The sequence below is a fragment of the Alcaligenes faecalis genome (assembly GCF_041521385.1).
Taxonomy (GTDB): Bacteria; Pseudomonadota; Gammaproteobacteria; order Burkholderiales; family Burkholderiaceae_B; genus Alcaligenes; species Alcaligenes faecalis_E.
Genome location: NZ_CP168006.1, coordinates 3,036,361 through 3,050,940, shown reverse-complemented (window position 1 = coordinate 3,050,940; position 14,580 = coordinate 3,036,361). Strand labels below are relative to the sequence as shown.

Annotated in this window: 10 protein-coding genes; 4 read left to right on the top strand and 6 right to left on the bottom strand. The window is 56.8% G+C overall.

Annotated features, from left to right (window positions below; all coding sequences use genetic code 11):
- Positions 1-43: 43 nt before the first annotated feature.
- Both ACDI13_RS13700 and ACDI13_RS13695 read right to left on the bottom strand, forming a co-directional pair.
- A complete protein-coding gene (locus ACDI13_RS13700) occupies positions 44-1,156 on the bottom strand; it encodes a GGDEF domain-containing protein (protein ID WP_316988249.1) in 1,113 nt (370 codons plus the stop codon).
- 114 nt (positions 1,157-1,270) lie between these two features.
- Positions 1,271-2,185, bottom strand: a complete 915-nt coding sequence (locus ACDI13_RS13695) for a LysR family transcriptional regulator (RefSeq protein ID WP_316988250.1) — start codon at positions 2,183-2,185, stop codon at positions 1,271-1,273.
- A 106-nt stretch (positions 2,186-2,291) separates the two neighbouring features.
- Between ACDI13_RS13695 and ACDI13_RS13690 the strand changes: the two genes are divergently transcribed.
- Positions 2,292-3,881, top strand: a complete 1,590-nt coding sequence (locus ACDI13_RS13690; protein WP_316988251.1) for a sulfatase-like hydrolase/transferase — start codon at positions 2,292-2,294, stop codon at positions 3,879-3,881.
- Between the two features lie 37 nt (positions 3,882-3,918).
- Positions 3,919-4,890 carry a tripartite tricarboxylate transporter substrate binding protein gene (locus ACDI13_RS13685; RefSeq protein WP_316988252.1) on the top strand — a complete coding sequence of 324 codons (972 nt, stop codon included), beginning with the start codon at positions 3,919-3,921 and terminating at the stop codon, positions 4,888-4,890.
- A 199-nt stretch (positions 4,891-5,089) separates the two neighbouring features.
- On the opposite strand, the gene ACDI13_RS13680 is transcribed toward ACDI13_RS13685, so the two are convergent.
- The gene (locus ACDI13_RS13680) at positions 5,090-5,284 is read right to left on the bottom strand and encodes a hypothetical protein (RefSeq protein WP_316988253.1); all 195 of its coding nucleotides are present in this window, start codon (positions 5,282-5,284) and stop codon (positions 5,090-5,092) included.
- A gap of 196 nt (positions 5,285-5,480) precedes the next feature.
- Here ACDI13_RS13680 and ACDI13_RS13675 point away from each other — a divergent pair, with 196 nt between their 5' ends.
- Complete coding sequence (locus tag ACDI13_RS13675; RefSeq protein ID WP_316988254.1) at positions 5,481-9,092, top strand: AAA family ATPase; 3,612 nt, start codon at positions 5,481-5,483, stop codon at positions 9,090-9,092.
- A 93-nt stretch (positions 9,093-9,185) separates the two neighbouring features.
- Here ACDI13_RS13675 and ACDI13_RS13670 read toward each other — a convergent pair whose 3' ends face one another.
- On the bottom strand, positions 9,186-10,790 hold the full coding sequence (locus tag ACDI13_RS13670) for a phospholipase D family protein (RefSeq protein WP_316988255.1): 1,605 nt from the start codon (positions 10,788-10,790) through the stop codon (positions 9,186-9,188).
- A gap of 152 nt (positions 10,791-10,942) precedes the next feature.
- On the opposite strand from ACDI13_RS13670, the gene ACDI13_RS13665 reads away from it, so the two are divergent.
- Positions 10,943-11,866, top strand: coding sequence for a DMT family transporter (locus tag ACDI13_RS13665; protein WP_316988256.1), 924 nt, complete (start codon positions 10,943-10,945; stop codon positions 11,864-11,866).
- A 3-nt stretch (positions 11,867-11,869) separates the two neighbouring features.
- Here the strand turns inward: ACDI13_RS13665 and ACDI13_RS13660 are convergent, their stop codons facing one another.
- Positions 11,870-13,354: an NAD(P)H-hydrate dehydratase gene (locus tag ACDI13_RS13660; RefSeq protein ID WP_316988257.1), complete on the bottom strand. Its 1,485-nt coding sequence runs from the start codon at positions 13,352-13,354 to the stop codon at positions 11,870-11,872.
- Positions 13,355-13,541: 187 nt separating this feature from the next.
- Complete coding sequence (locus ACDI13_RS13655; RefSeq protein ID WP_316988258.1) at positions 13,542-14,564, bottom strand: XdhC family protein; 1,023 nt, start codon at positions 14,562-14,564, stop codon at positions 13,542-13,544.
- Between the last annotated feature and the right edge of the window lie 16 nt (positions 14,565-14,580).

Below are 14,580 nucleotides of genomic sequence, written 5' to 3'. Positions count from 1 at the left end.
CTTTGCCACTCCAGGCCCCCTTGGTTGACGTAGCCCGACAGGTTTAATCTGTCGCCACCACCTGGTTGCGACCCGCACGCTTGGCGTCATACAGGCGTTGATCAGCCTGAACCAGCGCCTCTTCAATGACCTGACCGGGCAGACACACTGCCAGGCCCATACTGGCCGTAATCTGAAAAGACTCGCGGTCATGATTGTAGAAAGTTTGTTCCTGCACCCGACGCAAAAGCAAATCCGCAAAGCGCAAAGCCTGCTCATCACGACGCCCGGCCAGAATCAACACAAACTCCTCGCCACCATAACGTGCCGCCAAGTCATGGGGCCCCAAATGCGCCTTGAATAAAGACGCGGTACGCGTCAAGACATCATCCCCTACCGAATGGCCATGGGTATCGTTGATCTGTTTGAAATGATCCAGATCCACCATCAACACATGCAGTTTTTCCTGGACAGGTCCCTGCCCCAATTGACGACTGACCGCCCCCCGGTTCAGCAACCCAGTCAAGGTATCGTGCGTGGCTTGCCGATATAAACGCAACAAAAGTCCCAGATGAAAGTAATTGGCGGTCAGGGCCACAACCAGCAAAGCACTCAACAGCCACAGATCCTGCAAACCTTTCGCCGTCATCCAGGTTCCCGAACTGACACTGGCCAATACCTGCAAGGCAATTAACGCGCCCCCTACCAGCGCAGACTCCAGCAAGGTAAAGGGAAAAATGCTTAAGGTCGCCACCAACAGAAAAGGGATAAAGCCGTAACCCAGTACCACATAATGCCCGGCCCCCGAGAGCGTGAGCAGCATATAGGCGTAAAAAGAGGCTGGCAAAATAAAAACCAGGCCACTTAACACATAAATACGGGTGATACGCTGGTGGCCATTGAAAGCAAACCACACACACGCGATCAGCCCCCCCAGACTGAACACTCGCACCGCCATTAAATGTGTGGGCCAGCCGGGCAAAACCAACCAGTCCATCACAGTCCAAAGGGGCGTCAACAAGGCAAATAACAAGCCAACTAATACGACGCGGCTGCGTAAGTACTCCATTCGGGCATGAATGAAGTCACGAGAATGGTATTTCCCGCTCAGCGTGTCGCGCACCGAGCTGATACTGATCGCTTGCAAGTTTTTCCAACCTTCCAGAACAGTTCCCATCAATCAATTCGCCAAGAAGAAACAAAATAGCATGCTGGCAATTTTTAGTTACATGCATTTAAAAAACAAGCTGTCAGCTCTTTCAGGGTCAGCCCCTGCTGACCCTGATTGACATCACACTGTGTGAGGCTGCTTGCTCATCCAGCTAATGACCTCTTCCAGCATTGGCTCACCCGAGTCCTGCGGGCGCCACAACAGACCAAGCTGACCGTGCAAACGCGGGTCGCTCCAGCCCAGCTCCAGGATACAGAGCTCCGGATAGACCGGCACCATACTGCGCGTCATGGGAACCAGGAAATCACTGCCAACGGCCACCCGTGCATTGGTATGCGCGTAGGCAGACTCGATCGCACAAGTGGGATACGGCAGCCCCTTGGCATCCAGGCTCAACTCGAAACTGCGCCGCATAGGACTGTTTTTGGGCGGTAATACCCAGGGGTACTCCAGCGTCTGCTCCCAGGTCACTTCCTCTTGCCGAGCCAAAGGATGCTTGCGGCAAGCGGCCACCCCCAAAGGCACCATGCCCAACGGCAGATACGCCATCGCCGGGTTCCGGCCTGCTTCATCCACACGGCCAATAACCAGGTCCAGCTCACCCTGTTCCAGATTGCGGCTCAAAATATCCAGCGTGCCTTCCTGAATCCGGATATGGCATTGCGGATCGCGCTGATGCAAATACACCAGCAACTGCGGCAAATAAACCGCGGCCACCATCGGCGAAATACCCAAGGTAAACTGCTGGCGGAATCCCTGCCGGTATTGCTCCAAAGTCGCATTCATGCGGTCAAGGCGATTAAGCACCCCTTGAGCCTGGGAGACCAATGCCAAGGCCGCCGGTAAAGGCTCAATACCGCGCGCATGGCGCTCGAACAAAGGCATACCTATACTGTCTTCAAAGTCCTTGAGCCATTTTGACAAGGCAGGCTGGGTCATATTGGACTGCCGGGCCACATCGCTCATGCTTTTTTGTTCGCACAAACGAATTAAAACCTGCAGATGCTTCAAGCGAATGCGTTCACTCCAGCTCATGACTTACCTATATGAAAGAAGTATATATACCTGCAAGTTATTCAATTTAACATTATGGCTACTGCTTCCATAATGGGTATACCCGAAGCTACAAAATAGGCACTTCATGGCTCAGTCAGTACCCAATTTTTTATTAATCATTGCGGATCAACTCCGTGCAGACCATTTGGCTTGTTACGGCAATAAAGAAATAAAAACACCCAATCTGGACTCTTTGGCCGCTCGTGGTTGGCGTGCGGAGCGATTCTACGTCGCCACCCCGATCTGCATGCCCAACCGTGCTTCCCTGATGACTGGCCGCATGCCTTCGGTACACGGCGCTCGCCACAACGGCGTTCCCCTACCGCTGGACTCCACCACGTTTGTCGATGTACTGCGTCAGGCAGGCTGGGGCACTGCCTTGGTGGGCAAGGCACATTTGCAAAACATAACGGATACCCCCCCCCTCTACCCACGCCCGGATGATCCACCGACCAAGGGGGAAGCCCGCCCACCCCTGCCGACCAACGATTACGGCCAGGAGTGTGGCCAATGGTGGCGCGATCGCGCCGATCACGGCGTACAACTTCCTTTTTACGGTTACGAACACGTGGACCTGGCCATTGACCACGGCGATCAGGTCTGGGGTGACTATGGTCGCTGGCTGCAAAATGAACATCCTGACATCGCCGCCCTATCCGGCCCTGAGAATGCCATCCCGACTCCCGACTACGAATTGAGTCGTATCGGCCAAGCATGGCGTACCCGCGTGCCAGAAGAGTACAGCACCACAGCCTGGATTGGTGAGCGTACCCGCGCGGTGCTGGATAAATATGCCCAGGAACAACAGCCCTTCTTCATTCAATGCTCCTTCCCCGACCCCCATCACCCCTACACCCCGCACGGTCAATACTGGGATATGTACAAGCCTGAAGAGGTCAGCCTGCCCGACTCCTTCCACCTGGGCCCCCATCCCTTGCCAGCCCATCTGCAACTGCTCCATAAACGGCGCGATGAAGGCAAAGCGATCAAGCACACGCCCACGCTGTTCGCCTGCTCAGAGCGCGAAGCGCGCGAGGCAATTGCTCTGAATTACGGCTCCATCACGCATATCGATGCCGAGATCGGTCGCATTCTGGATCATCTGGAGCACACCGGCCAGGCGGAGAACACCATTGTCATGTTCATGAGTGATCATGGCGATTTCATGGGCGACCATCAGCTCATGCTCAAAGGCCCTGTACATTACCAAAGCATTATTCGCAGCCCCTTTATCTGGTTTGACCCAAAGGATGCGAAATCTCAAGGCACAAGCACGATGGTCTGTTCTACCATTGACGTCGCGCCTACGGTTCTGCAGCGCGCAGGCCAGTTGCCCTACAACGGCATTCAAGGCCGCTCCTTGCTGAAAGTGATACAGAACGAAGCCGTGGATTGGCGAACAGGCGTATTGATTGAGGAAGAAAACCAGCGCAAGCTGTTCAATACGCCTATTCGCACCAAGCTGCGCTCGCTGGTCACACAGCAGCATCGTCTCAGTCTGTACGAGGGCGGTCACATCGGAGAGCTGTACGATCTGCAAGCCGATCCACTGGAACAACATAATTTGTGGAATGAACCTGACGCGCAAACGTTAAAAACAACGCTTTTGTGTCAATTGATCGACACCATGATGGCTCACAGCGAAACCAGCCCCCTGCCTTTGGCGATAGCGTGAGATAGATACTGTTACCCACCCCTATCTGGAGACCTCTATGCCCATCCTTTCCTTGCTGCGCAACGTAAGCATTTGTGCGCTGATCCTACCTTTGGCTACACCAGTCCAAAGTGCCGAGGTGGCCACGCTTGTCGTCAGCTCCGCTGCAGGCGGCCCGCTGGATGTCCTGGGTCGCATGTTGGCCCGCGAGGCTACTGAAACCACTGGTCAAACTATTGTGGTGGAGAATCGCGCGGGTGCGGCAGGCTCGATTGCTGCCGACGCAGTGGGCCGAGCCAAACCGGATGGCAATACCTTGCTGCTGACTCTGGATACGGTTGCCACGGCCAATCCCCATATTTACGTCAACAGTAAATTCAAGATCGAGGACTCCCTGGAGCTGGTATCCTTGCTGGGTACCTTTGACCAGGTCCTGGTGGTTCCCAGCAAAACTGGTATCACAACACCAGCCGAGTTTCTGGAGCGTGCCCGCGCCAAGCCCATGAATTACGGCTCTGCCGGTATGGGCTCGCCAGGACATTTGATGATGTCGGCCTTGACGCAAGATAGCGGGATCAAGCTGGATCACATTCCATATCGCAGCAATAGCGCCGTGGTCAATGACATGTATGGCGAGCGTCTGGACAGTGGTTTCCTGACCATTGCCGGTGTTTTGGGTCCGATCAAGGAAGGCTTGCTGACGCCATTGGCGACTTCTGGCGGAAAACGCAATCCTTTATTGCCCGAAGTCCCTACATTGGCCGAAGCAAAGTTACCCGGCCTGGAGAACTTTGACGAGAGCTTCTCGTACCTGGTTTTCACCACCAAGGGTTCACCTCCAGAGAAGATCAAGGCATGGAACGACTTGCTGAGCGACATCGTGAAACGTCCTTCTACCGCCGAGACTTTGCGGATGCTGGATATTCAAGCCTACGATTCATCCAAGGTTTCGCCAGCGCAATGGGTACAGCAGCGTAATGCGCGCTGGGAGCAGATTGTGCGAGAGAACAATATTCGTTCTGATCAGTAATTGGTGAAGTTACGGACTCTGAAATGAACCACACCCCAAAAATTGGATACTTTTCCAACCTTTGGGGTGTTTTTTATGGACTCCATAAGTGCATAGATATGACAGAGCACGGAGTTTTTTCATGAAGTTGCCTCAGGAAGGCTCACTACTTGATAGCAATGCAGTTCCTCAAAAGAAGAAAGCAGAAATAGGTAGCCGGTCAGAACAGGTGTAGCGGTGTTCCCGGCCACCCACACAAGGCGCCGTATTCCTGCATCAGCTCCTCCAGCGTGGGAATACGCGTTCCTACCGGCCACTCGCCACGCTCCAGGCGCGCTCGCAAGGTATATTTCACTTTGAGCGACAGAGGCAATTTGGACTGTTTGCGCAGCGATGAACGTGTGGGATCAACCATACGAAGAGACAATCAAGCACAAAAAAAGTGATAAGCCCACATCATAGCCTGCGATGCAATAAGCTGCTGATAGGCCAAAACAATTTAATCTTGAACAAGCAAAGCGTTTATTTTCGCAAAAGTTGGCAAACACAAATTAAACGGATCGGATACATTATCCCAATCATTGCTTAACTCTTGATACGAGCCCGAGCCCATGGATGTTTTACCTTCCTCTGCCTCGCACTTGGCCCAAATTTACCTGCTCGGTCCTTACCGACTTCTGGTTCAAGGACAATGCCGTGCACAAATCATTAATTACGATAAAGCACGTATTTTGTTGTCCATGTTGGCTTTGGCGCAGGGTAAGCCCATCAGCCGCAGCCATCTGGCCGAAACGATCTGGCATGAAGATCCTATCAGTGTGGGTCGCGCTCGCTTGCGTCACGCGCTGCACGCCCTGCGCCGCGCCTTTGAAGGCTGTGACCAGGCCCTGCACATTACCAATGACACTCTGGCCCTGGATCCCAACCGCACACAAGTGGATGTGCTCAGCCTGCTGCAACACCCCAGCCAGCCTACACTTAGCGATCTAGAGCGCCTGAATCTGTATCAGGGCCCCTTGCTGGGGCAAGTGAAGCTGCATCATGGCGAGCAGTTGCAAGACTGGTTGCAGGATACGCAGCACACTATTCGGCAAGCCCTGTCTCAATGTCGTGACCGTTATATCCAGTCTGGTCTGAAATCTTTACCTACACCACAAGCGATCAGCCATCTTAAACGCTGGCTTGTGCTCTGGCCGGAAGAAGAAAAGCTGCATCAAGAGCTGATTCGACTGCTGAAACAGGAAGGTCAGCACGAAGCGGCCCTGCACGCTTATGAGCAGTGTTCGGTCTTGCTGGCCGACCGTTTGGGGTGCGAACCCAGTGCCCAGACACGCAACTTGGTAGATCTGCCGACACGCTCGTCGTCCAGCCCGGTCAAATCCTTGTCGACGACAGTCTGCCTGCAGTTGCGTCCCTTGGCGGCAGTGGGTTTGTGCCTGCGCTTTGAACCCGGCCACCGCCACGCCCGCGAAAAAGGGGGACAACTGCTGGAACAAAGCCGCCAGACGTTACGACATCTGATCGAACAGCATGGTGCCTGGCCCTGTGAAGCGGGCCCCAATCAGTTGATCGCCTATTTTGGGTATCCAGAACTGCTGGAGTCACCCGTCACTCAGGCGGCCATATTGGCACGCGTTGCCGCAACCTTGCGCATGGATGAGCACATTACGCTGAGCGTTGCCCTTCATGCCGATCTGGCCATGGACGATCAAAGCGCCTGTCCGGACCCCTGGGGTCAATTGGCACAAGTTGTCTTGCCCTTGAGCTGGGAAGCTACTCCCGGCGCACCACGTATCAGCGTGCAGGCCGCCCTGCGTCTGGACAGCAGAGATACTCACCCCCCCACTGGTCGCCAAAATGAGGCCCTGTGGTTGAATCTGAGCCCCTCCGAAACAGACCACGCGCGTTTGACCAGCCGCGTTTATGGCCGGTCACAAGAGTTCGATCATCTGGTGCAAGCCTGGTCGCAGATTGGCTCAAGTCGCACATTGCATCACATCGCCATTCACGGCCGCGCTCATGTTGGCAAAAGTCTGCTGGTGCAGTCTCTGGCGGACTATGTACAAAAAACCAACCACCCCTGCATTATGCTCACTTGTCGTGAAGACAAGCGTCGTGTGGCCTGGCACCCGATTCGTCTCTGGCTGCACGAGCAGATTGCCGATTACATTGCCTCGCAAAATGGCAAGCAGCACGACCCTTTCTCCGTTCAAATCTTGCAAGAAGCACTGGAAACCAGCCCCAAACAGGCCCAGTCCCTGCACCAATGGTTAGGCCATGGCTCTGAAGAGCAAGAACTGAACGAGCCTTCCACCGCGCATATGGACTTGCTGTTCAACCTGCTCAGCGGCACCGGCACTTCGCCCCGCCGTCGCTTGCTGATTATTGAGAACGTGCAATGGGCTGACCCGCCTACACAACGTCTGATCCGCTTGCTGGCACACTCAGCCCCCCGTCACCCGACGCTATTGCTCACGACCAGCCGCAAACCTGGCCATGGTCTGGAGCGTGCCGAACACCTGAGCTTGCCGACGCTGGATCGCTCCAGCATCAACAGCTTGCTGAGCAACCAACGCGGCCAGCGGCTATCGCGCGATAAACGCAGCAGCCTGGTCAAGTTAAGTGCGGGCAACCCAGGTCACGCTCATGAACTGCTGCGCTGCCACGAGCTCAATAACGAATGCCACGATGCCTTGCGCCTGACTGACCTGATCTGCACCCAATACCACAGCCTCTTGCCCGCAACACGCCACATTCTGACCAGCATTGCCTTGCAGGAGGAGCCCATCGCCATTGACGAGCTGGCCCTGATGTTGCGTCTGGAGAGCACGACCTTGAGCGGCGGCTTGGATACCTTGGCGACGCTGGATTTGATCGATATGCATGACAAGCAGGTAGCCTGTCTGCCCCTGGTCTCCCAGGCACTGAAACGCGTGGCCATGCACGAAGAGCTGCGCCAGGCCCACCACGCCGTTGCCCAGCACGGTATACGCCGCCGTCATGCACCCGAGCTGATTGCTCGGCACCTGTGCGAGGCTGATAGCGCAGAAGCCGCCTTTTGGTGGCAACGCGCTGCCCGCGAGGCCTTGGCACAAGACGACCTGCGTCTGGCCAGCCAATATCTGCAACGCTCCTTGAACCGCAGCGATATGATTGAAGACCTGCAGGTACGCCAAACCCTGCAGTTTGAATGCCGCATGTTGCAAGGTGCCATTGAATCGTCCCTGTATGGCCCGGCCTCGGCATCGACCGCCATGGCTTACGAATTGGGGCGTGGGCTGCATGATGAGCACGACTCAGATCAGGTCATGATCAGCTTATGGACGGCCTGGACGGCCCTTCAAGCCCAAGGCAATTTTGAACAGGCCCTGCAAAAAGCGCGCCAACTGCTGGCCCTGGCCAATGAAACCAGCCACGATCAAAACCGCAGTTGGGCTTTGTATGCCATTGGTCAGCACGAGCTGTGGAAAGGCAATGTCGCCAATGCCATCCAGACACTGAACCTGAGCCTGGCCGTCTTTGATGACCTGAAGGAGCAGAGCAGCCGTCAAGCCATTGCCGAGCACTTTCCGCAATCCATGACCTTTGGCACCCTGAGCGTGGCTCTGGCCTTGAAAGGCGATAGGGAGGCGGCACAGCAGCACGCTCATCTCGCCTTGCAAAGCCTGCGCTCAGACACCACTTTCTCCCTGCGCGCCATCACCCATTTGTTCGTGATGCAGGCCCACTATCTGATGGAACAGCTTGAGCACTGTCAGCAAGTGGCCGAGCTGTCCCTGCAAGAGCTACAAAGATCGCATCACCCCGAGCCCTGGTCTGCGCTTAGTCGCTCTTACCTGCACTATTGCCAGGTGATGCTGCATGGTCGGGAAACCAGCCTGCAATCGCTGCTCGATTGCGTACAGACTGCTCAGTACGGGCTGCCCATCAGCGCCGATGGCCTGATGTGCCGGATTGCCCGCGCCATGATCCGCCTGGGACGCAGCAATGAGGCCATGCCCTGGCTTGACAAGGCCGCTGCTCAAGGCCTGCGCTATGACACGAACAGTTTGCGCGCAGAACTGCACTGTGTACGTGGTGATGCCTGGATGGCGCTGGGTGAAAATGCACAAGCCTTGCAGGAGTGGAATCTGGCTGAACAATGCATGGAAAAATATGGCCTGCACCGCTACGCAGACTGGATTCAGACACGCCGACAGGCCGTGCAACGGCTCAAAGTCTAGTCAGCAAACCACACGGTCTGATGACAAGGCCCCCGAGGACTTCGCCTTGTCCTTGGGGGCCTTTCACATCAATCGCAGATAATCGAATCTGGCTTAAAGCAGCCACTCGATCGGCAAGACAGACAAGATACCGACCCCGGCCCGCCGCCAAAGACTGGCATTGGGCTCAGAGGTAAAAAAACGCTCGGTGCCATCTTCGTTCAACTGAATCCATACCAAATCGCCCTGCTCATCCAGTTCGACACGATAGCTGCGATAAGGCAAGACTTCCTCGAAACTCTTGGACAAGGCTTGCGCCATTTCAGGGCTTTCAATAATAAAGCCCAATTCCGTATTCAAGTTGACCGAGCGCGGATCAAAATTAAAGGACCCCACAAACAGGCGTTTGCCATCCACTGCAAAGGTCTTGGCATGCAGGGCCGAGCCGGAGCTGCCAAAAGGCCCCGAACCATGACGGGTAGGTGTGTCCGTGGTGGGCCGCAGCTCAAGCAACTGCACACCCGCTTCCAGCAAGGCTTTGCGTCGCTTCGCATAACCGGCATGCACCGCTGCCACGTCCGTGGCTGCCAGAGAATTGGTCAAAACACGCACCTTCATGCCTGGCCGTTTCATCATCTCCTCAAAAGCGCGCACGCCCGCGGCTGTCGGCACAAAATAAGAGGACACCAGATCAACCTGACTGGTGGGTTTGCCCAGCACATGGTCCATTTGCCAGACCATCAACTGCTCCGGATTGACCGGGCCCAAAGCCTTGGCCGGATCATCACTGATCATGGTGGTACGCGCCCACTGGAAATCCAGTTCACCGCGCACCAAATGGCTGACCAGATCCGACTCACGCAGCACCTGCTGATACTCCTTGGCGCGCGGCTGCCCCTGGGCCTCTTGCAACTGCGCCTGAAACGTCACCAGTGCTTGCGAATCACCTGTTTTAATCAAAGTATCGACCGGATAGGCCGACTGGCTGGCCCAGTAGCGATCGAAATCCGTGGAGACATCCTGGACCACAGCACCGATGGCCATCACATCCAGATCTGCAAACAACACGTCCTGGGTCGCACCGAAGTATTCATCACCCACGTTGCGCCCACCAATAATGGTGACCTGGTTGTCCACGGTAAAGGACTTGTTGTGCATGCGCCGGTTCAGACGGGAAAAATCCATCAGAAAACCCAAGGATTTAGGCCAGCGCAACACAAAAGGGTTGAACAGGCGCACTTCAATATTGGGGTGGGCGTTCAAGGCCGATAAGGAGTCATCCAGCCCCGTAATACCATTATCATCAATCAGCAAACGCACTCGCACGCCGCGCTCAGCCGCTTGCAACAAGGTATCCAGCATCAAGGTGCCGGTGGTGTCGCCCCGCCAGATGTAATACTGCACATCCAGCGTTTTCTGAGCGGCGAAGGCCAGCAAGGCACGGGCCGCATACGCGTCATGTGGATCAAACAAAGGGTAAATACCCGACAAGCCAGGATGCTGCTGCACCAGGGGGGTCACCGCCTGGCCAATCATGGTCTCCTGGGCCTGATCCAGCGGCAAAGCCGTGCTGTGGCTACGGCCCTCCAACGACGGCAATGCACAGCCTGTCAGGCCGGCCAGCAAGGCTCCACCCGCAATCAGGCTGCGCCAAAAAATGGACGGGGCCTGGTCCGCAGAACGGGGTATCGTCGGCTTATCGGCGGGGTCGATTTTCATGGGAGCATCTCTGTGGTCATGGACATCGCTCCACATAGTAGCACCGCCTACCCACGGCATATTGACCACGGTGTGCAAGCAACACTTGCAGCAAGTGGCTGGGCGGACAACAATAAAGCAAGCCCTCGTCCTTTAAACTTGAAATAAGCAGCATGCCCCCCGCCACATCTCCTGCCTTACTGCCCCGCCACCTTGCCATTATTTTGCTGTTAATGCTGGGCAGCTCCTTTGCCGCCAACCATATTGCAGCCAAAGTCGCACTGGACCATGGTACCGGGCTGATCATCTCGGTTATTTTTCGTTCGGCCGTGGCTACCCTGGCCTTGAGCATGCTGCTCATCTGGCGCAAACAAGCCTTGCATGTGCCGCGTCAGTATCTAGGCTGGCAACTGCTGCTGGGCGCGCTGATCACCATGCAGTGCATGCTGATCTATTCCTCCATCGCCCGCATCCCTGTCGCCCTGGCCTTGCTGGTGGCCAATATGTACCCAATCTTGTTGGCCCTGCTGACCTGGATCCTGGGCGGGCACAAGCCGACTCGCAAGGCCTCCATCATCATGGTGGCCATTCTGATTGGCCTCTTGCTGGCGCTGGACACTCCCAGCCTGATTCAGGGCGCAACGCTGGATGGGCAATGGGTGCTGGGTGTGGTGTGTAGCCTGCTGACGGCCCTGACGTTTGCCATGGGTCTGTGGGTTACAGAAAATAAACTGGCCCCTCTGCCTGGTCTGGTGCGCAGTTTCTGTACCATCAGCCAAACGCTGGTCTGCCTGATTGCACTCAGCCCCCTGGGACTGCTGCCCGGTGGTTCTGCCTTGCCCCACGATGCCACAGGCTGGATTGCCCTGTCGCTGGTCTGTGTGCTGTACACCACCGGCTTTGTCACCCTGTTTGTGCTGGCACCCCGACTGGACATGACACGCAATGCGCCCTTCATGAACATGGAGCCGGTGGCCTCCCTGATTCTGGGCTGGCTGATTCTGAAGCAAACCTTGAACTCCACCCAATTGCTGGGTGGAGCGGTAGTCCTGAGCGGGATCGTGGCACTGGCCTATCAGCGCGCCCCACGCAAATAAGTGTCAGGCCCTGGACAAAAGGCGCTGCCAAACGCGTGGCAGCACGGCTAACAAATCTTCCGGGATCAGGCCAGGGCCAAACTCCAGGGCAGCTTGTGAGTGTAGCCAGACAGCCGCCCCTGCCGCTTCAAAGGCCGGCATCCCCTGAGTCAACAAGCCGCAGACCAGACCGGCCAGCACATCCCCGCTTCCCCCTGTCGCCAACCAGGGCGGCGCGCAGGCATTGATCAAGGCCCGCCCATCCGGCGCGGCAATAACCGTATCCGCCCCCTTCAAAACCAGCACGGCACCACATTGCGTAGCAGCCAGTCGTGCTGCCTCCAGACGATCCGGCGCCTCCTCAAAGACGCGAGCGAACTCGCCAGCATGAGGGGTCAATACACATTGCTCATGCAGGGCATCCCATAGCTCCTGAGGCTGTGACGCAAAGCTGCTGATGGCGTCCGCATCCAGCACACAAGGCCGCCCCGTTGCCAGCAAGGCTAAAGTCAAGCGGCGGGTTTCTTCACCCAGGCCCGCACCCGGCCCCACCAGCCAAGCACGAATGCGCTCGTCCGTGGTCAGGGTGTCATCCAAGGGGGCCACCATGATGCTGTCCAATGCACTGGCATACACCGGCCAGACCGAAGGCGGCACGACCATGCTGACCAAGCCCGCCCCCGCACGTTGCGCAGCACGAGCCGCCAGACGGCTGGCTCCGGTCATCTGTTCGCCCCCGACGACCACGGCATGCCCCCGCGTGTATTTGTGGCTCTGGGCCCCCAACTGCGGCAGATGAGCCTGCCACAAGGCTGGCTCATTCAACCAGGTATTGGCGTTTTGCAAAGCCGGGGCTGGCATGCCGATGTCGGCCAGCTCCAGCTTGCCGCATAGGGCTCGCCCCGGATACAGAACATGGCCCGGCTTATAACGGACAAAGCTGACCGTCACCGTGGCAGGGGCAAGCACACCGCGTACCTGCCCGCTGGCACCATCCAGCCCCGAAGGCACGTCAATGGCACACACGGGCACCCTGGAAGCGGCCAGAGACTGAATCAAGGCGGCAGTGTCACCTTCTACGTCACGATCCAGGCCTGCACCCAGCAGGCCATCAACCACCACGGAAAAACGTCGAAAGTCCGGACATTGGCTTTCCCAACGGCCCTGCCATTGAGCTTGCGCCCAGGCTGCTGTCCCCTGTCGCGCGGACGGGGCCACCAGACTGAACACGGAAACCATGCGTCCTTGTTCACGCAGAATTTGCGCGGCCACCAAGGCATCCCCGCCGTTATTGCCTGGTCCGCACAGGAACAGTACCGCCCCTTGCGGCCAGTGTCGCTGTACGGTACGCGCCACTGCACTGGCGGCGGCCTGCATCAATTGCTCGACAGATACTCCGAAACCCGGTGCTGCCGCATCCATGCTGGCACACTGTGCCGGGCTGTACAGGGCCTGCTTTCCTGGGGGGGCACTCAAGGGCAAAAAACCATATTGGGACACGAAGGACATGAAAGGCTCACCAAGGCAGAAATCAAAACGTCCCTACGCTGCACGGGCTTGTCACCCGCTGGCGGCCTGCTGAATACAGCAGGCGTCAGGTCTTGGGCGGCCCGGAGACAAAAAAGAACGGGTCGCCGCCCGTTCTCTTATCTTAGTGCGAAATGTCTGAATACAGAACTGTCGCGGCAGTCACCCTCTAGGCCGACTGCTGTTCTTGCCTATCCTTGACAGAGGCTACCGACAGTTCGCGCGGCACATCCACCCCATTTTTAATCGCGATGATCTCGGCCATGATGCTGACCGCAATTTCTGCCGGGGTTTTGCTACCTATATATAAGCCGATCGGGCCTTTGAGCCTGTCGATTTCCTCTGCCGTCAGATCAAAGTACTCGGCCAAGCGTTCGCGACGGCTTTGGTTATTACGCCGCGAGCCAATCGCCCCCACATAAAAAGCACTGCTTTTGAGCGCCTCCAGCAAAGCCATATCGTCCAGCTTGGGATCGTGCGTCAGGGCCACAATGGCGGTGCGTCGATCCGGCACGCAGGCAATGACCTCATCATCCGGCATACCGCTGACCACGCGTACCCCGGCTACGCCCCAGCCTTGAATATGCTCGCTACGCGGATCACAGACCGTCACATCAAAACCATTGAACAAGGCAATGGTTGCCACATATTCAGACAGTTGCCCGCCTCCGATCAGCAAGAGCCGATAGGACGGCCCAAAGGTCACCGACAAGCAATCCTGGCTTAAGTGCAAAGCCGCCGGAACACGGGTGGCACTGCCCCAGGCACGGCCAGTGTGCAGATCTACATGGCGTTGCACCAAATGGCGCTGCTCCAGCAAACCCAGTAATTCCGACAAGGCATCCGGGCAGGGATTGAACTCCACCAGCAGCCGTATCGTCCCGCCGCAAGGCAAACCAAAACGATGCGCCTCATCCGCGCTGATGCCGTACGTCAACAACTGGGGACGGCCATCGCCATGCAGGCGCTTATCCGCCCCTTTGGGGTCGTGATAGGCGCGGATCAAATCGTCCTCGATACAACCGCCGGAGACCGATCCGACCACCGCCCCACCTTTTTCCAGAGCCATGATGGAGCCCTCTGGACGCGGGGACGAACCCCAGGTCTGCACAACCGTGACCAAAATAGCGTCACATCCTTGTGCGCGCCACGCATGTAACTGGCGCAATACCCTGACATCCAGGCTCTCCATCGGTGTCTCCTGTCTT

Excerpts from the sequence above, each read along its gene's own strand:
- ACDI13_RS13675 (WP_316988254.1), top strand. The coding sequence starts at position 5,481 with ATGGATGTTTTACCTTCCTCTGCCTCGCACTTGGCCCAAATTTACCTG.
- ACDI13_RS13700 (WP_316988249.1), bottom strand. The coding sequence starts at position 1,156 with ATGGGAACTGTTCTGGAAGGTTGGAAAAACTTGCAAGCGATCAGTATC.
- ACDI13_RS13660 (WP_316988257.1), bottom strand. The coding sequence starts at position 13,354 with ATGTCCTTCGTGTCCCAATATGGTTTTTTGCCCTTGAGTGCCCCCCCA.
- ACDI13_RS13680 (WP_316988253.1), bottom strand. The coding sequence starts at position 5,284 with ATGGTTGATCCCACACGTTCATCGCTGCGCAAACAGTCCAAATTGCCT.
- ACDI13_RS13690 (WP_316988251.1), top strand. The coding sequence starts at position 2,292 with ATGGCTCAGTCAGTACCCAATTTTTTATTAATCATTGCGGATCAACTC.
- ACDI13_RS13695 (WP_316988250.1), bottom strand. The coding sequence starts at position 2,185 with ATGAGCTGGAGTGAACGCATTCGCTTGAAGCATCTGCAGGTTTTAATT.
- ACDI13_RS13670 (WP_316988255.1), bottom strand. The coding sequence starts at position 10,790 with ATGAAAATCGACCCCGCCGATAAGCCGACGATACCCCGTTCTGCGGAC.
- ACDI13_RS13655 (WP_316988258.1), bottom strand. The coding sequence starts at position 14,564 with ATGGAGAGCCTGGATGTCAGGGTATTGCGCCAGTTACATGCGTGGCGC.
- ACDI13_RS13665 (WP_316988256.1), top strand. The coding sequence starts at position 10,943 with ATGCCCCCCGCCACATCTCCTGCCTTACTGCCCCGCCACCTTGCCATT.
- ACDI13_RS13685 (WP_316988252.1), top strand. The coding sequence starts at position 3,919 with ATGCCCATCCTTTCCTTGCTGCGCAACGTAAGCATTTGTGCGCTGATC.